15 protein-coding genes and 1 pseudogene are annotated in these 18,301 nt (G+C 53.9%); 4 read left to right on the plus strand and 12 right to left on the minus strand.

Going from position 1 to position 18,301, the window contains the following annotated elements; genetic code table 11:
* Nucleotides 1-27: 27 nt before the first annotated feature.
* Both AB1A64_RS00540 and AB1A64_RS00545 read right to left on the minus strand, forming a co-directional pair.
* Nucleotides 28-1,491, minus strand: a complete 1,464-nt coding sequence (locus AB1A64_RS00540; RefSeq protein WP_366549600.1) for a DASS family sodium-coupled anion symporter — start codon at nucleotides 1,489-1,491, stop codon at nucleotides 28-30.
* A gap of 152 nt (nucleotides 1,492-1,643) precedes the next feature.
* On the minus strand, nucleotides 1,644-2,645 hold the full coding sequence (locus tag AB1A64_RS00545; protein ID WP_366549601.1) for a LysR family transcriptional regulator: 1,002 nt from the start codon (nucleotides 2,643-2,645) through the stop codon (nucleotides 1,644-1,646).
* On the opposite strand from AB1A64_RS00545, the gene acdA reads away from it, so the two are divergent.
* Nucleotides 2,627-3,832 carry a 3-sulfinopropanoyl-CoA desulfinase gene (acdA, locus tag AB1A64_RS00550; protein WP_366549602.1) on the plus strand — a complete coding sequence of 402 codons (1,206 nt, stop codon included), beginning with the start codon at nucleotides 2,627-2,629 and terminating at the stop codon, nucleotides 3,830-3,832. The genes AB1A64_RS00545 and acdA overlap by 19 nt on opposite strands.
* 499 nt (nucleotides 3,833-4,331) lie before the next feature.
* Here the strand turns inward: acdA and AB1A64_RS00555 are convergent, their stop codons facing one another.
* The 3 genes from AB1A64_RS00555 to AB1A64_RS00565 all read right to left on the minus strand — a co-directional run bounded on the left by AB1A64_RS00555 (nucleotide 4,332) and on the right by AB1A64_RS00565 (nucleotide 7,702).
* The gene (locus AB1A64_RS00555) at nucleotides 4,332-5,186 is read right to left on the minus strand and encodes a D-amino acid aminotransferase (RefSeq protein ID WP_366549603.1); all 855 of its coding nucleotides are present in this window, start codon (nucleotides 5,184-5,186) and stop codon (nucleotides 4,332-4,334) included.
* Nucleotides 5,187-5,197: 11 nt separating this feature from the next.
* Entirely contained in the window at nucleotides 5,198-6,673 is a 1,476-nt protein-coding gene (locus tag AB1A64_RS00560) for a D-aminoacylase (protein WP_366549604.1), read from the minus strand.
* 189 nt (nucleotides 6,674-6,862) lie between these two features.
* Nucleotides 6,863-7,702: a LysR family transcriptional regulator gene (locus AB1A64_RS00565; RefSeq protein ID WP_366549605.1), complete on the minus strand. Its 840-nt coding sequence runs from the start codon at nucleotides 7,700-7,702 to the stop codon at nucleotides 6,863-6,865.
* Nucleotides 7,703-7,843: 141 nt separating this feature from the next.
* Between AB1A64_RS00565 and AB1A64_RS00570 the strand changes: the two genes are divergently transcribed.
* Nucleotides 7,844-9,151, plus strand: coding sequence for an aminotransferase class I/II-fold pyridoxal phosphate-dependent enzyme (locus tag AB1A64_RS00570; protein ID WP_366549606.1), 1,308 nt, complete (start codon nucleotides 7,844-7,846; stop codon nucleotides 9,149-9,151).
* Nucleotides 9,152-9,330: 179 nt separating this feature from the next.
* On the opposite strand, the pseudogene AB1A64_RS00575 reads toward AB1A64_RS00570, so the two are convergent.
* Both AB1A64_RS00575 and AB1A64_RS00580 read right to left on the minus strand, forming a co-directional pair.
* Nucleotides 9,331-9,874, minus strand: a pseudogene (locus tag AB1A64_RS00575) (tyrosine-type recombinase/integrase); the annotation flags it as partial.
* A gap of 145 nt (nucleotides 9,875-10,019) precedes the next feature.
* On the minus strand, nucleotides 10,020-10,751 hold the full coding sequence (locus AB1A64_RS00580) for a sulfotransferase (RefSeq protein WP_366550237.1): 732 nt from the start codon (nucleotides 10,749-10,751) through the stop codon (nucleotides 10,020-10,022).
* Nucleotides 10,752-11,024: 273 nt separating this feature from the next.
* Here AB1A64_RS00580 and AB1A64_RS00585 point away from each other — a divergent pair, with 273 nt between their 5' ends.
* A complete protein-coding gene (locus AB1A64_RS00585; RefSeq protein WP_366550238.1) occupies nucleotides 11,025-11,207 on the plus strand; it encodes an SH3 domain-containing protein in 183 nt (60 codons plus the stop codon).
* Nucleotides 11,208-11,397: 190 nt separating this feature from the next.
* On the opposite strand, the gene AB1A64_RS00590 is transcribed toward AB1A64_RS00585, so the two are convergent.
* On the minus strand, nucleotides 11,398-12,711 hold the full coding sequence (locus tag AB1A64_RS00590) for an MFS transporter (protein ID WP_366549607.1): 1,314 nt from the start codon (nucleotides 12,709-12,711) through the stop codon (nucleotides 11,398-11,400).
* Between the two features lie 210 nt (nucleotides 12,712-12,921).
* Between AB1A64_RS00590 and AB1A64_RS00595 the strand changes: the two genes are divergently transcribed.
* Nucleotides 12,922-13,620, plus strand: coding sequence for a histidine phosphatase family protein (locus AB1A64_RS00595; protein ID WP_366549608.1), 699 nt, complete (start codon nucleotides 12,922-12,924; stop codon nucleotides 13,618-13,620).
* A gap of 140 nt (nucleotides 13,621-13,760) precedes the next feature.
* Here the strand turns inward: AB1A64_RS00595 and AB1A64_RS00600 are convergent, their stop codons facing one another.
* The 4 genes from AB1A64_RS00600 to AB1A64_RS00615 form a co-directional block, all read right to left on the minus strand.
* Nucleotides 13,761-14,645: a glycosyltransferase gene (locus AB1A64_RS00600; RefSeq protein WP_366549609.1), complete on the minus strand. Its 885-nt coding sequence runs from the start codon at nucleotides 14,643-14,645 to the stop codon at nucleotides 13,761-13,763.
* On the minus strand, nucleotides 14,626-15,450 hold the full coding sequence (locus tag AB1A64_RS00605) for a CpsD/CapB family tyrosine-protein kinase (RefSeq protein WP_366549610.1): 825 nt from the start codon (nucleotides 15,448-15,450) through the stop codon (nucleotides 14,626-14,628). Before AB1A64_RS00605 ends, AB1A64_RS00600 begins: the two co-directional genes overlap by 20 nt.
* A gap of 31 nt (nucleotides 15,451-15,481) precedes the next feature.
* On the minus strand, nucleotides 15,482-16,894 hold the full coding sequence (locus AB1A64_RS00610) for a lipopolysaccharide biosynthesis (protein ID WP_366549611.1): 1,413 nt from the start codon (nucleotides 16,892-16,894) through the stop codon (nucleotides 15,482-15,484).
* 130 nt (nucleotides 16,895-17,024) lie between these two features.
* Entirely contained in the window at nucleotides 17,025-17,801 is a 777-nt protein-coding gene (locus tag AB1A64_RS00615; RefSeq protein ID WP_366549612.1) for an AAA family ATPase, read from the minus strand.
* Nucleotides 17,802-18,301 lie beyond the last annotated feature (500 nt).

An 18,301-nucleotide genomic window follows, 5' to 3' on the forward strand; every position in this document is an offset into this window, starting at 1 on the left:
GCTCCGGGCCGCTATATCCCTGAGTTACTACCAACCCAAAATGGGTCGGTAGACGAACTGAACCGTCAGAGTGCACAGGGCAATACCGCACAAATTGAGCCAAAACCCTGCCCGCGCCATATCGGTGATTTTAAGATCGGGGTTCGAAAACACGATCGCATTTGGAGCCGTTGCGACCGGCATCATGAACGACATATTGGCTGCAAGTGCAGCCGGCACTGCCAATAATAGCGGGCTCCAATCGAACCCGACGGCAACGGCAGAAACCACCGGAAGTATCGTTGCGGCCGAGGCTGGGTTTGACATGATCTCGGTCAGAAAGACCATCATCGCAACGACCAGGAACACCATGGCGAAAACCGTGATGTCAATTCCTGACACTTGTTCCCCGATCCAATCTGCCAGCCCGGTGATCTGAAACGCCAAAGCCACGGCGAGCCCACCTCCGATCAGGATCAACACGCTCCACGGTAATTTCACAGCGGTTTCCCAATCCAGCGCGAATTTCGTCATATCTGCGTTCACTGGGGTCGCGAAAAGCAACAAAGCTGCGGTCAACGCCACGCCGGTATCCGTGATTGGCAATCCGGTGACATGCGTAATCTGGTCCCCGAAAATCCAACCAATTGCGGCCAGAACAAAGACAGCTGCAACGGTTTTTTCCGCGCGGCCCATCGGCGGAAGCCGTTCCCGTTCAATGCGAACCGCGTCAGCAAGGTCGTTGTCCGCTAAGCCATCGCACCGAAACAAGACATAACTTAACAATGCCCAGGCGATGAACAACATCACCATTGTCACCGGAAGACCGATCATCAGCCAGTCAACGAACTCGACCGTTATGCCGTATTCGCCGGACATGATCGTCGCCAGCAAAGCATTGACGGGCGACCCGATTAACGTGGCCATTCCCCCAATCGATGCGCTGTAGGCCACCGCAAGCATAAGGCCGACAGAAAACCGACGCAGCTCATCCGAGGCCGCAATTTTGCTTTTGATGAAGTCGATGACGGACAGCGCAACGGCATACATCATGATTGTTGCGGCCGTATTTGTGATCCACATCGAAAGCAATGCTGTGGCAATCATGAAGCCCAGCGTCAGATTGCGTGGCCCCGTACCGGCCCTTGAAACGATGGCCAGCGCGATGCGCCGATGAAGGCCGACAGCTTCAATTGCCATCGCCAGCATGAACCCACCCAGAAACAGAAATATGAGGGGATGACCATAAGCCTGTGTGACCGTACCAATTTCGGCAACTCCTGCGAGAGGCATGACGATAACCGGCAGTAGTGCAGTAGCGGCTAGGGGAATAGCCTCACAAAGCCACCATGCAACCATCCACGCCAGCAAGGCCAGCAACGTCCAACCCGCCTCAGACATTCCGGGCGGAGTATCAAGCGAACGAACGAGGAAAAACAGTATTGGGCCCGACAAGAGCGACAGGACTACGCGCCAACGGGAACGGACTGTCTGGACCTGAAGCTCCTGCATGATACCAACCTTCGGCGTAACAATCCCGACGATATGCATACGCAGCACTCATCGCCGCGCTTTCTGCCAGACTAGGGCAAACATCTTGGAAATGTCATCTGCAGGTTTCTTGTTCGGGTGTAGCAGGCGATGCACCAAACGATTTGAGCAGCTTAAGTGTTCGCGTTTTCCAGACCAGTTATGCTGGCCTTGAGCAGTGTCTTCAGCTTTGGGCGCCATGTTTCGGTCAGAGCGTCTTCGCGCGTCACCAGCGAGATGTTGCGAAACAACGGTTGCGGTTCACAAGGAAGGACAAGAACCTGATCAGCCCCATACCGCAATACGTCCGTCTTCGGTAAAAGCGCGTATCCGATCCCGCTTTTTACGCAGTTTACGATGGCTTCGATACTGTCGAGAACTATCACTTCCTTCGACTTCAATTGCATCTGATCGCGGTATTGGGCGATCAATTTTCCGATGCCCGAGGATGGTATGAAGTGCAGAAAGCGATGGGTCATAGATAATTCCTCCAACCCTCCGGCTTTGCTAAGTATTGGTGCGGCAACCACCATTTCTTCGCGGAGCAGGGTTTCGCAGGAAAGGTCAAATGTTGCGTCCGCGATTTCAGTTACAATTGCCGCATCCAGTTGACCATTTCGGACCTGTTCGCACAAATTTTCCGACAATCCGGTGCTCGTGTTCAACATTGCTTTTGGAGCCAACTGCGCTGAGCTTCTGAGAAACAAGGGCAGGATGCGTGCAGCAGCAGAGGGGACAAACCCGACCCGGTACGTTCCGGTCAGTTGATCGGTAGGCACACATCTTGATTTCAGTACTGAGTAGGCATCAACTATTGTCTTGGCGTCCTGAGCAACCCTCACTCCGAGTGGCGTCAGTTTGGGCGGCCGATACCGGCGATCAAACAACGCTGTGCCAAGCTCTTCTTCCAGCGATTTCATCTGCATGCTGACAGCAGACAGTGTCATGTTGCGCACTTCTGCGGTTCGAGAAAATGAGCTGTGCTGCGCAATCGCAACCAGTGTTTCAAAAGCTGAAATCTGCATAAGTTCAATAAAACTTAATTTAATCACAATGTAAATTCGATTGAAAATAACATGCGGACTCTCACATAATTGTGAGTAGAGAGGATGACCCAATGCTTGATCAGGGAACAAAGACGTATCAGGAAATCGCCCGCGAACTTGCTCCAGGATTTGCGGACCGGGCCGGTCACTGGGACGAAACCCGAACCTATTGCTGGGAAAACGTACGTGAACTGACCGACGCCGGACTTATGGGCATGACAATCCCGCCCAAGTTCGGAGGGCTCGGCGCCTCATACCTTGACGTGGTTTTGGCCGTCGAAGAAATCGCCAAAGCCTGCGCGTTGAGTGCCAGGATCGTCGTCGAGGCCAATATGGGTGGCATCAGCGCGATCATGGCCTATGGCACAGATGAGCAACGAGATTTTGTGGCCCCGCTGGTCCTGTCGGGGGACAAGCCTGCAATCTGCATAACTGAACCCAACGCCGGTAGCGCGGCGACCGAGATGCAGACAACAGCCCGGCGCATTGACGGGAAATATCTGATCAACGGCAGCAAACACTGGATCACGGGCGGCGGCGTTTCGAAGCTTTACCTAATTTTTGCGCGTGTTCTGGATGAGGACGGAACCGATCTGGGGATCACCGGTTTTCTGGTTCACTACGATCCCGAAAACGGTATCGCCCCCAAAGGGTTCGATGTGGTCGGTCGCGAACGGACCATGGGACTGTGCGGAATGCCGGAAACTGAGCTTCGTTTTACCGATCTGGAAGTTGATGAGCGTTTCGCGCTGGTCACCCCATCGGGAATAAAACGTGGCTTTGCCGATCTGATGACCGCTTATAACAGTCAGCGTGTCGGGGCGGGAACGGTGGCCATGGGAATTGCAGCGGGCGCGCTAGAGCATGCGAAAAGATACCTGCGCGAGCGTCATCAGTTCGGTCGCCCCTTGCAGGAGTTTCAGGGTCTTCAATGGATGTTTGCAGACATGGACACGGCGGTCCATGCGTCCCGTCTGATGTTGCACGAAGCCGCTGGAACCCTTGGTTCGACTGGGTTTCCCGACATGACAATGGCAGCTCGGGCAAAGGCCTTTGCGTCTGAACAGGCGATCAAAGTTGTCAACGATTCCCTGCAGATTTTTGGTGCGCGCGGATATGGCGCGCAGGAGCCAATCGAGCGCATGTATCGCGACGTGCGCATGTTTACCATCGGTGGTGGAACTGCGCAGATTCTGAAAACTCAGGTCGCAGGTAGTTTGTTGGGCATTAAAACGCCGCAAACCAGAGACGGATACACGAAGCTGGCTAGGGGTTGATAGCCTCAGGCCGCTGCGATTGCGAGTATTAGGCGTCATGAGGTGCCTGGCGTAGATACCATGTCAAACGCGAGCCTGACTTCGGTCCCATTTTGCAGATGCAGCGAATGGCAGCAAAGTGGGTGCGACTGCGGAATTTTAGCCTCGCAACGAGTGGCCGCTATGGGCCGCAACTGGTCGTCCTGTTTAGTAAACACAACGATTGCCGTGGTACAATTCTAGGCGGCTGCGTATCAAATTACGGATATCAACTATTCGGTCCAGCACTGCGGACGACCGGGGCCGCCCGGCACAAGTAGAAGATATACATTCTTTGTTTCTCGATGCGCGCTTGGCCGATAGAAAGATCCACTTTTTCATCTACATTCTCAACAGAGTCTCACCAGATACTGCTGACGTAGTCTTTAAGCAGAACAATACCGGCGCATTCAGCTTGTCGGTTCAACGCGTAAGACTATACCCATCGGGCGAACCAATGCGTTTGAACAATTTCACCATATTACCGGAAGGATGCCCGCACAGCCTTGAGATATTCATTGCGCAGCAATGCTGTAACAGGGCCGGTCTCACCATTGCCGATCAGTCGACCATCAACCTCGGGCACCGGTTGGACATAACTGGAAGCGCCAGTAGCAAAAGCTTCATCCGCCCGGAAGACTTCGTCCAGCGTAAAGGTGGCCTCGATCACCTTTAGCCCCTGACGATCGGCAACGCGCAGCATGGTCTGGCGGGTAATCCCAGGCAGAATATCGCGGCTGAGGGGGCGGGCGTGAACACATCCATTTCGAACGATGAAAAACGACATGGCACCGCACTCTGTCACTGTGCCATCGGGGGCAATCATCAGCGCCTCGTCCGCACCTGCTTTGCGGGCAATCTCTTTCGCAAGAACTTGGCCCAGAAGGTTGCTCGTCTTGATATCCCGTCGTGCCCAGCGGATGTCTGGCGCGCTTGCCAGCCGCAAAGGTTGCGGTGGATCGGCAGCCAGCCCTCCGTGAAGTGGCTGAGTGAAGGCAAAGACGTTTGGCGTCAGGCCGTCGGGGTAGAGATAGTCGCGATCGTGTGCGCCCCGGGTGACGTGCAAATAGAGAAATGCTTCTTCCACCTTGTTGCGGGAAATCAAACCCATCAAACCGTCAAATAATGCGCTTTCACTCATCGGTGACTGCATTTCCAGTTCGGCCAGCGACCGGTTCAGGCGTTGCATATGATAGGGGAAATCGATGATCTGCCCGTCCAGTACACCAAAGCCTTCGTATACCGCGTCGGCAAACAACAGGCCGCGATCGAAGATCGACAGATGTGCCTCTTGTTCTGGTAAATAAACGCCATTCAACCAGACCGTTCTGCTCATGTGTTTCTCCGTCATTGTGATTGGCTGCTGAGGAAGCGACCGGCGCGCGTGCGGGTTTGGCGCCCCCGAGACAGTGTGATCTGCCCGTTAACAAGCACATAATGAATGCCTTTGGCAGGCTGTTCCGGGGCGTCGAAATCAGCCAGATCCGAGATTTCCTCTGCATCAAACAAAACAAGGTCGGCCTTTTTGCCGACCGAGATTTCTCCGCGATCGATCAGGCCGAATTTCGCGGCGGTCAGGCCGGTCATCTTTTGCACCGCCTTTGCCAAAGAGAACAGTTTCAGATCCCGCGCATAATGCCCCAGGACCCGCGGAAACGTGCCCCAAAGCCGCGGATGGGGTTTTTCGGTGCCGGGCAGCCCGTCCGATCCAATCATGGCTGCCGGATGTCGCAGAATGCGCTGCACATCCTGTTCGTCCATGTCGAAATAGATCGCGCCAGCGGGTTTCAACTCAGCGCAAGCCTCTTCCCGCGACACATCCCAACCAGCGGCAATGTCATTGAGTGTCCGTCCACCGCACTCTGGATGAGGGGTGGACCAAATGACAAGCACATCCTTAGCCGCGCCGATAAAACGCTCCATCAACGCCGATGACGACGCGGTATAGGGGTAGACGTCCAGCGCGACCTCACCTTGCATGCGGGCCGCGTCGATCATGGCAAGCGTCGCTTTGCTTTTGCCGAAGTTGCGAGCGCCTGCACATTTGTGATGCGACAGGATCAGGGGAACATCGGCGCGCTGTCCTGTGGCAAGGGCTTCTTTGATGGCTTCGATCACGCCATCACCTTCATCCCGAACATGGGTTGTGTAAACGGTGTTCGGGTGGTGGCGTAGCACCCGGGCCAACGTCACAACTTCTTCCATCGGGGCCGCTATCGCGGCGGGGTAGTCTAGCCCGCTTGACAGCCCCGCGGCCCCCTCGGTCAGAGCCTTGTCGAGCATTTCCGCCATTTGGTTGATTTCCTCACCAGTAGCGGCACGCGCCAAATCCGGCCCCATCACAGTGGCGCGTAGGGCGGAATGTCCGGCCAGCAGTCGCACATTGATGGCAGGGGCCTTATCGTTGATCGCGCGTCGATAATCGGTGACGGTTTCAAAGCTGGATGACAGCACCTCTGGGGTGACATTGAACGGGTCTGGCAGACCCTCTTGCGCCCGGAACGGAGCGGCGCTGATCCCACAATTCCCGACGACAACCGTGGTAACTCCCTGCGTCACCTTGAACCGCATGTCTGGAGTTCGTAAAAGTGCCCAGTCATCGTGGGTATGCGCATCGATGAATCCGGGGGCCAGGCATAGCTCCGTCGCATCGATTTCCACCTGCGCATTAATGCAGCTCAGAAGCCCTACGCCGACTATTTCGTCTCCTGACACCGCCACGTCCGCCTTACTGATCGGGCCGCCTGTACCGTCAATTACCGAGGCATTGCGGATCAGAAGGTCACATTCTTCAAACGTAGTTTTTTGGACATATTCTGGCATAACGACCCGCCTTGGTTTCCTCCAGGCTATTGCCAATCCCGCCGCAATGGAGGCTTCAAATGCACAATATCTGGTCGCAAATGAGCAAATATCTTCGACTAAGCGTCATCCAGTCGCGACAAGTTATGAGAGGATGTAGGTGACACTGGTTCGAACCCGAAGTGACAAATGCTGCGCTTTGCACGAGCGTCAGCTTTGATTGGTTTCATCGGAAAGCGCCGCGGCGATCTGTTGCGTTTCAGGACGCTGACGAGAGGCATATGGAAGATTCACAAGTATGAAACGGCCAGTTTTGCACGATCGCTCGTCTGCCTTTACAAGCGAGCCGGTCTCCAAAGCCTCCTCGATCAGCGGCAAATGTCCCATCAACATGCCTGCGCCAGCCTTCGTCTCTTCCACCGCAAGACTATACAGTGAAAATTGTGCACCTCTTTGAGGATTTTGCACCGTCACACCGATGGTTTCCGACCAAAGCCGCCAATCGTCGATCCAAGTCTGATCGTGTAACAAAGCACTCTGATCGAAACCCTCAAAACGCTTCAAAACCGAAGGGGCGCATACGGGAACGATCTCGTCGGGGCAAATCCGGATCTGATTTTGATCAGGATCCGGAACGCCGATGAAAATGGACAAATCGAATAGCTCGCGCGTTAAGCTGGGTGAGGTTTCCAACGCTGTGACTGAGAAATTGATCTCGGGGAACAGCGCTCTGATCTTAGCAAGGCGCTTGGGTAGCCAAAGCTGGGCGAGGGACGGAAGGGCCGCAATGTGAAAATCAGTATCTGGTCTTAGGTTGCGCAGCGCGTGTGTGGCGTCCGCCAATCCGTCAAAAGCGGCGGTGAATTTTGGCAGTAGATCGGATCCAGCGGCCGTGAGCGCTACACCTTGTGCGTTGCGACGAAACAAAGCCGTGCCTGACCAACCTTCGAGCGTTTTTATTTGCTGCGAAATCGCACCGGGCGTGACGCTCAATTCTTCTGCAGCGGCGACAAAGCTGACATGTCTTGCAGCCGCTTCAAAGGCGCGCATGGCGTTCAGGGGGGGACCTTTGGGGCGTTTGGGTATAACACTCACGACAATAGCCTTAGTTTTTCTACGCCAAGAAATAGCATTTCTGAATTGCGCTGTCACCGCATTCAGGGGAACACTTTGGCAAACGGAGGACATTGTATGATGCTTTTGGAACGAGATTGGGTGCCCGCAATCTGCGAAACGCGGGTTCAGGACATTGCGCAAAAGGCCGCTGGCGCGGCATCTGCCGACCTTCTGACCCGAATAGAGGGCCTTGCCGAACAGAACCGCGTGATCCACGAAGAAGAGTGTTTCAACCTCAACCCGGCCACCAATGTGATGAACCCAAAGGCCGAAGCGCTTTTGTCCTCCGGCATCGGCTCACGGCCCTCTTTAGGGTATCCAGGTGACAAATATGAAATGGGACTGGAGGCCATTGAAGAGATCGAGGTGATCGCGGCGCAGCTTTGTGCTGAGGTGTTTGAAGCTAAGTTTGCTGAGGTTCGCGTCCCCTCGGGTGCTCTGGCCAACCTTTATGGTTTTATGGCGACCTGCAAAGCAGGGGATACAATTATCGCGCCGCCTGCGTCGATTGGCGGGCATGTCACGCACCATCTCGCGGGATGTGCCGGACTATTTGGTTTGCGCACGATCGAGGCTCCGGTGCACGCCGCTGGCTACACAGTCGATCTCGATCAACTTCGCGCATTAGCCCTGGCCGAACGCCCAAAACTCATCACCGTTGGCGGCAGTTTGAACCTATTCGAACACCCTGTGGCCGAGGTGCGCGCGATCGCGGATGAGATCGGTGCAAAAGTCATGTTCGATGCAGCGCACCAATGTGGGATCATCGCGGGCAAAGCCTGGTCCAACCCGCTTGCTGAGGGCGCCCATTTTATGACGATGAGCACCTATAAAAGCCTTGGCGGGCCCGCCGGCGGTTTGATCGTCACCAACGACTCCGACATTGCCAAGGCGCTCGACGCCATTGCATTTCCCGGCATGACGGCGAATTTTGACGCAGCTAAAACCGCGGCGTTGGCGGTGACCATGCTGGATTGGAAAGAGTTTGGTGCAGCCTATGCAAAAGAGATGATTGCGCTGTCTCAGGCGCTGGCCTCGACCTTGAACGACATTGGTGTGCCGGTCTTTGCTGGTGCCGAAGGCTTTACAAATTCTCATCAGTTCGCCGTCGAAGCTTCTGCATATGGAGGCGGTCAAGCCGCGTCCAAGATCTTAAAAGACAACGGGTTCCTGGCGTGCGGGATCGGATTGCCCGTCGCGGCTGTTGCAGGCGACATGAATGGTTTGAGGATTGGGACGCCTGAATTGGTTCGTTGGGGTATGGCCGCAGGCGACGCTTCTCAATTGGCGCATTTGATAAAGCGCGGCCTGACGGAATCCGGGTTGGGGGCCGAGGTGTCTAGCTGGAGGCGAACTTTCAACAAGCTGTGTTTTGTGCATTAGCGGCACACCAGTCGTTGGATTGCATTTCGCAAAAATTGGCCGTGTCCGGGATCTGTTACTTTGGTGGTTATCAAAATTGCTCGTGCTGCGAATGTCAGAAATACGGGCTGTGCGCGCAGCAATTCTGCACCTCGCTGAATGATCGCTTTGGGCCGCCTCTCGGACGGCCCTCTAACCCAGATTTCAATGGTTTCGGCGATGGCCAAGGCGTCCTCGAGGTCTACACCCAGGTATCGGACAATGCTGTCCATCTTGGTGTGGCCAAGAAGAAGCTGAACAGCTCGAAGGTTTCCGATTTTCTTGTAGATCTGATTGACCTTGGTTCTCCTCAGTGAATGCGTGCCTTTGGCGGTGTCCTCCAGGCTGATCGACGTGATCCAGTCGCGGACAATCCGTGCGTATTGGCGTGTCGAGATGTGCAGGCGTTCATGAAATCCGCCCGGCCACAGGTACTCAGAACCGACCATTAGATCGTCTTCCATCCACTTCTCAACAGAGGCTCCTGTGCCTTCGGATATCTCAAAGCTTACAGGTTTCTGCGTCTTTCTTTGAAATACTGAAGCCCGTTCCTTGATCTGACCCGATGACATCTGCGACCTTCATCTTCACCAGATCACAGCCGCGGAGCTTACTATCGATTGTCATGTTGAAGAGCGGGAGGTCGCGATTGTTCTGGGCCAATTCAAGTCGAACTCGGATTGCCGAGACGTGCTTTGGTTTCAATGGTCGCTTCTAGCCGACGATCCGGCCTTTGTTCCAAGCGGGGCGGAGAGCGCGAATGGCAGGTAAATTTAGTGCTTCCATGACTGACCCACCGATCCGCCATGCCCTCCCAGAACGACAACCCGACGTTGACCGGAACACTTTATCACAACACGCTGTGATACCTCCGAGGTCTAGAAGGAGCCCAGAGTGACGAAGGATGAGTGAATAGCTTGTCCCACATTGCGTCCTTCCATTCCATAGAAAGGATCACACCATAAACCTTGGGTTCAAACACCTGGCCAACAGTGATCGTCTCAACCAACAGGCTTAGCTGCTTTTCATAGTACCGCCATTTCTCTTTGGATGAAGTATATAGCGGTTGTCGGACCTGTTGAACGCTGGCGGTTCGGACACGACGATTGCTCTTGTGGAACTCAAGGCAGGAGGCATCCCAATCAAGACCGCAATATTCAATTAACCGGCGTGTTTCTGAGGTGAAATCGTCAATCAACGCTTCATACTGCACGTTGTGGAATGCACCTTCCGGCAGAACGTCGCGCCAGTGATCCGTAATGCGGGAGTAATTATTGTAATAGCGGCCAAGCTCTACAAGGTCATAGCTGCGCAGCTGGCGCCTCTCGAACAGACGCGTGTAGCAGGACAGGCAGGTGTCGAACGGGTTGTGCGCCACGTGAACGATTTTGGCTTTGGGCATGAGGCCTTGGATCAGACCATCAAGCTGAAAGTTGGCCGGTATCTTGTCGACGAAGTGGGGCGCATCCGGAGCGTGTAGGCTTAACGCGTCGAAATAGTCCTGAGCCCTCTGCGCCAGTTTGCCACCAATTGTGGATTTAACCGACTGTGGAACGTTGGCAGTCCCGTTCGCGAAAGCGATAAGGTCGACGTTTGGGTAACATGAATGTCAGGTTAGGGCGTCATGAGAATTCGTTTTGCAGCGTCCGCTTTCTGCGGGTTTCCAATTTCTGCCAGTTCCTCTTGTTGGTCAGAATCGCTATGATCGGAGTTGAGGCAACAAGCGGGCTAACAGATGCGACGTTTAATCTTCCTACCGATAACAGCACTATTCTTGAGCACGATCATCGACGTTGAATCAGCAGCGGCGGCTTCACTTGGACAATACGAGGTTTTTGGCGTTGAAGACGGAGACATGCTGAAATTGCGCGCCGGGCCAGGAATTGGGTTCAACGTTATCGCTGGCCTTCCAAATGGAACCGCGTTGCGAGTTCACAGCTGCGAACAGACCGGGGGCACTCGTTGGTGCCGAGTTTCCCTGAAACGTGCGCGTGGGCTGAAAGGATTTGTTTCTTGGGCCTATTTGCGAAAAATATAAGCCAACACTAGTTGCTTTGAGTAGATGGCGGGTTTGGGTCGGGTTGCGACCAATGCCAGTCAATTCAAATAGACGGCAACCAAAAATCTTGATTTCGGCAACAATGAAATTGCAAGTCCGATTTTGGGCTACGGGCGTGAGCAGCCAAAAGCCGCGTTGAACAGCTTTACGAGCAAAACTCGAACCGACGTTACAAAGCTCTGCCATCCGTAATATTTGTAGCTACAACACTGGCATCCGGATGGTGCCAGACTAGCAGGCCAATCACCGACGACGCTGCGAAGAAGGCGATCAACCCGAATGCGACCGTGAACGTACCGGTTGCGTCAAGGGCGAAGCCAGTAATGACGGGTGCCAGAAAGCCTGCCAAAGCAAAGCCGCTATTCATGACGCCCATGCAGGTTCCCGCGCGCTGCGGTATGATATCGGCAATGACTGCATAGAAGATTGGATTTGCGCCAAGCCCTGCGGATACGGCGATTGAGATGCAGATCAGGGCAAGCGTGAAATTGTCCACAAAGGCGAGCGGGAGTACTGCCAGCGCGACAAGCCCATGCAAGAGCGCCATAGGATAAGTTCGCGCGATCCGGAGTGTCCCTGTTTTGACCAGCAACCAGTCCGATAAACGCCCAACGGAATACAAGGTAATCGCGGCGGCAGCCCACGGAACGGCAGCAGCCCAACCAATTTGTTTGAGGTCCAAGTGATAGGTTGTTCGCAGGAATTCAGGCAGCCAGGTCATCACGAAGAATATGAGATACCCGAACACAAAATAAGACCAATAGCTGGCCAAAAGAGTTGGCGTCCTTAGTAAGATCCAGAAGTCATCGCCCGAAACCTGGCTAACATTGGCGGGTGCATCCGTATCTTTGCGCCCTTCGTTGACGAAATCCAATTCGGCATCATTCACGAAGCGTGATGTTTCAGGTGAATCGCTGGAAAGCCACAGCCAAGCGGGTAGCCACAGCATGCCCAGCACAGCAAGACCAAAGAACATGATGCGCCATCCGAATTCGACGATTACGTATGTTGCCATAGGTGCGCCAACGGCCAGCGCGAGCGGGATCGCCACCAAAGCAGCGCCCATCGCTGTGGACCGCTCATGTGGTGGCAGCCACCGCTCTAGAACACGAGAGTGTGCTGGAAAGGACGGCCCTTCAGCGAGCCCGAGCGCCATACGCGCGCAATATAGCATCGCGAACCCCGTCGCCGCGCCCGATAAGCCAATCGCGACCGACCAGAACAAAACTGCGATTGTAAATGTTATGCGAGCTCCGAAACGGTCTGCGAGATAGCCGCCGGGCAGCGTGGTCAAGAAGTATCCGATGCCAAATGCGCCCAGCACCAGTCCTAAGTGAGAAGACGACAGGCCAAACTCACTTTGAATGACATGAGCCGCGTAGGAGATCGCAGAGCGATCAACATAGTTAATCGTGTTGATCAAAAACAAAAGTACTATGATGGTCCAGCGAAATCGGGTTGCAGGAATAAATGCATTGGTCATGACGTTGCCTCGCCAAGTATCTTCCAACGTTTCCGGAGTTTAGACGGTGCTAAAGCGCTTTGCCAAGAAATACCACGGACCTCTTGACGGGCGGGTTCGGTTTCACAGCGCTGACCAAAGGTGTCGAATGACTGCTTTAGAGAAGCGCCGCGCCGCAGCGCCAGTGAGGTTATCCAATGTCCGCTGAGAGCCCTAAACAGACCTTCATCGGTGGATTGTGAAACGAAGCATTCTGAATTGTCTATTTTGAGGCATGGCGAAACGTGGTGGAACTTAAAGGGTAAGTTTCAGGGGCGTATGGATTTGCCGCTAACTAAAATGGGTAAGGCGCAAGCACTGCATCAACAGTCTTTGCTGGCGTCCATTTGCGATCTCCCTTCGAAGTACATTTGTAGCCCGCAGGGTCGAGCCTTGCATACAGCACGTCTCGCTTTGGGTGCGGATGCCGATCTGATGCATGATGACCGCTTGCAGGAAATCGACTTTGGAAAATGGGAAGGCGCCACGCGCGACAAAACTCGCTCTCAGATCGACTATCCATTCGCGACCGGTCTCTGGAATTTCCGACGTCCTCAACGGCCCCTAAAATGGCCTGTGCATGGATCAATGACGGGGGCGACATTGCTTCACGAGTTAAGGCATAGACCACAGTTTTGCCTCGACAACTGCAAGTGTTGTGGATGTGTTTTCAGTGTCCGCTTCCGGGAAGCTGCAGTGCAGCACCAGTTGGTATGGTCAGAGTCCGGTAAGGGCCTTGTTCTGGGGCAGGGTATTCCGCCCGATCAACCAAGTCCTAGCAAGACACTCAGTGCCGGTTTCCAGGTTGCGAAGAGGCTCATTAGTTTTCTGTTTGACGTAAACTTGAAGCGCTTGAACCGCCGAAATATTAAAAAAGCGCAAAAATCTTAAGGTGTTGAATTCAATGGGAGGCGAGTCTCAATAATTCTGTCCCACTATTTACGTATTCCGACATTCAGTTGTAACGCATGTCTTGAAGCGCGGAATCAATGTTATGGTAAATAAAGCTATACTCTCTTACCTGACCACAATCAGATGGAGCCGCCGGCAGCCTGACGCAACATCCAAACCATGCGCGTACATCTGAGACGAATTAGAGTGGAAATGGCCCGCAAGGTCTCACCCATCGAATTCAGCCTGCTGCTGGTCAGAACCTTTGGCGTATGCACCATCGCACTGGCAGGCATTGCCAATCCCCGGATTGCCCATCTCAGACGTGCTTTGCCACCGGTTCCGTTCAACTGATACGCCTCTTGCGTCATGCGTCGCCATTTCGTCCTGAGCGCGGACCAATCCTGCCGAGAGGGATGCTTGACGCGAAACCGATCCTCGTACACCAGACTATAGCCCCGCGCGACAGCACGCATGGTCCATTCCTGATCCTCCGAAATACCTTGTATAAACCCGCCGATCGCGTCGAACACGTCGCGGCGCGTCAGCAGATTGCCTGCGCCGGAAAACCCCTGAACCTCGATATATCTTCGGAAATTGAATGCAAAAACGGCCTCGAACGCCTCGGCCCCGCTGCGCGGTGGTGGGGTTTCGTCAAAGACGTCAACCCGTCCCCCGACAAGGTCAGCCCGGTCGGCGATTGCGCGACCGACCGTCAGCCAGTCAGGCGCTGGCACGCAATCGGCATCAATAAAAAACAACCGCGGCGCTGTGGTTTCGGCAATACCCTTGTTACGGGCATGCGCCGCGCCCTTCTGGGTTTCGGTGATGAACCGCACATCAGGAAAGGCCTGCTTCAACTCGTCCAACGAGACCGGAGACGCGTTGTCTACAACCACGATTTCTGTATCGGTGGTGTCGTTCTCCATCAACGCCCGCAGGCATCGTTCCAGTCTATGAGGGTCGTTGTAATGGGGAATAATGACCGCATCCGCCGGAACCGGATCAATACGAGCCGTACTCATAGCCGAAAGCCTCGCTGATATAGCGACATTTGTTCAGCACGATGCCCATGACCTTTGTCAACTCTGCCAGTTGCTGTTCGGCCACGTCAATATGGTCCACACTGGTTTCTTCGGCGGCACCCAATAGCAAGGCACAGTCAACGTTCTTCAGGAACCCGTGGCTGTCGTCACTGGCCATCAGCGGCGGAGTATCGAACAGCATGATATCCGGCTGGTACTCTGCCTCGATCTGTTCCAATGTTTCGATCATGGCCCGGCTTTGCAGAATCTCGGCTGGATTGCGTGTCGACGAATAGTTCAATCCAAAGATTACATTTTCACCATGGCGCAGCGCATGCTGTTCAAACGAAATGTTTCCATTAATGACATCGGACATGCTGTGATTGCCGGTCTGCCGCAGGATTTCGGCCAACCCCATGCGTCGCATATCAAAATCAATGACGATTGTACGCAGGTCTTTCTGTCGGCTCAGACTAAAGGCAAGATTGGCGGCCGCCGTGCTTTTACCACATCCGCTGTACGGGGATGTCAGGGCGATGCGCCGCCAACCGTTGGACTGAAGTTGCTGAATCATCTTTGTCCGCAACATATCGTAAGCAGCGGCTTCAGGCCCGCCGTGATAGGCAATCAGACGATTACGAACGATCAAATTCTGATCAATCTGCAACTCGGGCAAAGAACGCCAGGCATCTTGACTGTCATCAGCTGGAACAGGCTGCAGAGCTTCGGGATGCAGAACAGGTTCTGCTTGGCGGCTTTCGCGTTCATTGCGAGCTTTGCGAATTGCCTCTTGAAGACGATCCATCACACCCTGTCCAATCTAGTAAATACAAAAGTCACCAATAGACCTCCAACTTTTCGATCACTTGTTCTGCAATCAAATCCAGCGGCAAATAATACGTATGAAAAGCCCAAACTGCTGCGGGCACACCAATCAGAATAGCCAGGACAACCATGCTCCAGCCAATCCGGCGCCTGATTATCTCTCCTCGTGAGGGCAAATAGGGAATGGTTGCGATCGGCCACACTTCGAGCTTGTTGATCAGATCCTCTGGACGACGCACGGTTCGGTTCAGGAGTTCCAGCAAAACAACCAAAGCCAAGCCCAGCGAAATTCCAAAGGCAGTTCCCCCTGCTGCAACCATCATGCGGTCGGGTTTTGTTGGGGCAGCTGGTGCGACAGGATATTCGATCACCGAAATGCGCTGACCCTGTGCTGTTACTTCAATCCGTTCGCCGGTCGATGCCGCGGCCAATCGATCAACAACACTGTTATACTGGGCCTGGATGTGGTCATGATCCCGTTGCAGCTCCGCAAGGGCAATTGCGTTGGCGGGGGTCTGGTCGATCGTCAGCGTCAGCTTGGCTAAGCGATCCACAATTGAAATTCTCTGATCCTCAAGAGCCGAAATCTGCGAATCAAACTGAGCCAATTGCAGGTCCAGCGTCGAGTTGCCCGTCTGAGGGTTTGTCGCCGCAGTATTGGCTGCCTGTTCAGCAACGACAGTTTCTTCCAGCTTGGAAATTCTGGCACGCAGAAGCCTTATCTGCGGATTGGTTTCCGAATAGATTGCCAGCTTCGAGTCGAGTTCGTTTCGCAACTGATCCAGTTGTGCCTGCGCAGGTGTCCTGTTTTGCGGCGTCACGCCCACGATTTGGCCGGTCGAACCATAAATCTGCAAAAGTTTCTCGCGTTGGCTTTTAAGCGAGAAAATCTGCTGATCCGTTTGTTCCAGATTGGTCTGCAATGCCGCTTGTTGTGCGGTCCGAAACTGCAGGTTGCTTGGCAAGGCTTCGGAATTTTCTCGTTCGAATTCAAGTATCCGGGAACTGCGTTTATCAAGCTCTTTTCCAAGACGCTCGACTTCTTTTTCAAAAAAGCTGAGTGTATCCGACGCACGGTTTTTGCGATAAGACACATCAAGCTTCTGAATCTCGGTTAGATATTCATTCAACACCCCGGCAGCGATCTGACCCGACCGCGCATTGAAGAAAATCGTCATTAGGCTGGCTTGGTTTTGTCCAGCATTGATTTGAATCGCCGTGTTGTTGCGCATAACACCGACAATCTGATCGGGGCTTGCATTGTCTATGTTTTCCAGAACCAACTGCTTTCGCGCGATGTCCAAAAGAACCGGCCGCGTGAGCAGGCGCTGCTCAACGATCTGCAGCTGTTCGCCAGCAGAGGTGTTGACTGTACTGGATGCCATGTGCGCCGGAATCTGAGGAGATTCAACGATCAGCCGCATCTGGGCTTCGTATGACGGCGGTAAGGTGATCGCTATGATGACGGAAGCCACCGAAACGACCAACGACACAACAAGGAAATACGGGAGCCGTCTCAGAAAAATGGAAGAATAGTAACGAACCGGGCCCATTTCAGACTATTGCCTCCTTTTCAAGTGAATTACCCCCGAAGAATACACCATCTTCGACCACTTGATTGACAACATCTTCGTCAACTTTTTCAACTTCGTTGGTCCAAGCGTACATCAGGGCGAAATCGCAAAACTGGTTCACCAAGCGCGGAACGCCGCGGGTCTGCTGAAAAATCAGCGCGCAGGCGTCACCCGTGAACTCCTCGCCTGAGCCACCGGCCGTCTTCATCCTGTGCCGGATGTAGGCTTCAACCGAAGCTTCATCCATCCGCTCCAGATGGAAACTTGCAGCCACCCTTTGCGTCAACTGGCGCATTTTCGGGTTCAGAACCAAATCACGTAATTCGGGCTGTCCGACCAGAACAAGCTGGATCAACTCATCCGTGTTAGCATTGATGTTGGTCAGCATCCGGATTTCTTCAAGCCCTTCGACCGTCAGGTTCTGCGCTTCGTCGAATATCAGAGCTACTCGCCGCCCTGCGGCATATTCCGAAACCAGAAAATCCTGCAGCGCCCGGAACAGCTGCACGTAGGTTGCATCCTTATTAATCGGCAAACCCAGCGCATGCAGCACCCATTGCAGCAGCTCTCCTCTTCCTCCCTGTGCGTTCGAGATCAGCCCGACGGTGATCTGCTGTTCCATTTCACTCAGAAGTTGCTGAACCAGGGTCGTCTTTCCGGCTCCGATCTCACCGGTCAGCAGCGTGATCGGCGCGCAGCTCATGATCCCGAACTGCAGGACCGAATAACCGCGTTTGTGCAGCGGTGACCAATACATAAACCCAGGGTCCGGAAGCAGCGTGAAGGGGCGCCGATCCAGCCCGAAGAATTCTAAATAAAACCCGTTACTGGACGCCATTGCACCACGGTTGCCTTCCGCCTTGTCAAACCTCGTACTGGCCCCCCGGAGATTACCCACACTCATACCCTGAACCACCAGAAACCTCTTACACGATATACATATTACATAAATCAAATGCAGTTGGGGACTACTCTGCCACAAAATCACAATAGCAATCAGCACTAAATTTCACACTTGGGGATTTGGCGCTCGCTCACCTCAATCCCAGGTGGAATCTGTCGCAATGCCCATCAAACACTTGAGAAGACTGTGCAGAAAAGCGGCAAAGAGACCAAAGAATTGCCATGCAAAGAAAATTTCCGCGCCGCCCTACAATACAAGATTGGGCACCAAAAACCAATTTTTGCATAAATTGTTGCAGTATTGGGTACAGTTTTCACAATGCCCCTGATCAGTTCTGGCACGTCCAAACTGCA

The sequence above is a fragment of the Ruegeria sp. ANG10 genome, assembly GCF_040705255.1.
Taxonomy (GTDB): Bacteria; Pseudomonadota; Alphaproteobacteria; order Rhodobacterales; family Rhodobacteraceae; genus Ruegeria.

Bases quoted from the DNA above. Each gene is read 5' to 3' on its own strand.
- AB1A64_RS00540 (WP_366549600.1), bottom strand. From the start codon at position 1,491: ATGCAGGAGCTTCAGGTCCAGACAGTCCGTTCCCGTTGGCGCGTAGTC.
- acdA (WP_366549602.1), top strand. From the start codon at position 2,627: ATGCTTGATCAGGGAACAAAGACGTATCAGGAAATCGCCCGCGAACTT.
- AB1A64_RS00555 (WP_366549603.1), bottom strand. From the start codon at position 5,186: ATGAGCAGAACGGTCTGGTTGAATGGCGTTTATTTACCAGAACAAGAG.
- AB1A64_RS00560 (WP_366549604.1), bottom strand. From the start codon at position 6,673: ATGCCAGAATATGTCCAAAAAACTACGTTTGAAGAATGTGACCTTCTG.
- AB1A64_RS00565 (WP_366549605.1), bottom strand. From the start codon at position 7,702: ATGCGCGCCTTTGAAGCGGCTGCAAGACATGTCAGCTTTGTCGCCGCT.
- AB1A64_RS00570 (WP_366549606.1), top strand. From the start codon at position 7,844: ATGATGCTTTTGGAACGAGATTGGGTGCCCGCAATCTGCGAAACGCGG.
- AB1A64_RS00585 (WP_366550238.1), top strand. From the start codon at position 11,025: ATGCTGAAATTGCGCGCCGGGCCAGGAATTGGGTTCAACGTTATCGCT.
- AB1A64_RS00590 (WP_366549607.1), bottom strand. From the start codon at position 12,711: ATGACCAATGCATTTATTCCTGCAACCCGATTTCGCTGGACCATCATA.
- AB1A64_RS00600 (WP_366549609.1), bottom strand. From the start codon at position 14,645: ATGAGTACGGCTCGTATTGATCCGGTTCCGGCGGATGCGGTCATTATT.
- AB1A64_RS00605 (WP_366549610.1), bottom strand. From the start codon at position 15,450: ATGGATCGTCTTCAAGAGGCAATTCGCAAAGCTCGCAATGAACGCGAA.
- AB1A64_RS00610 (WP_366549611.1), bottom strand. From the start codon at position 16,894: ATGCGGCTGATCGTTGAATCTCCTCAGATTCCGGCGCACATGGCATCC.
- AB1A64_RS00615 (WP_366549612.1), bottom strand. From the start codon at position 17,801: ATGTATTGGTCACCGCTGCACAAACGCGGTTATTCGGTCCTGCAGTTC.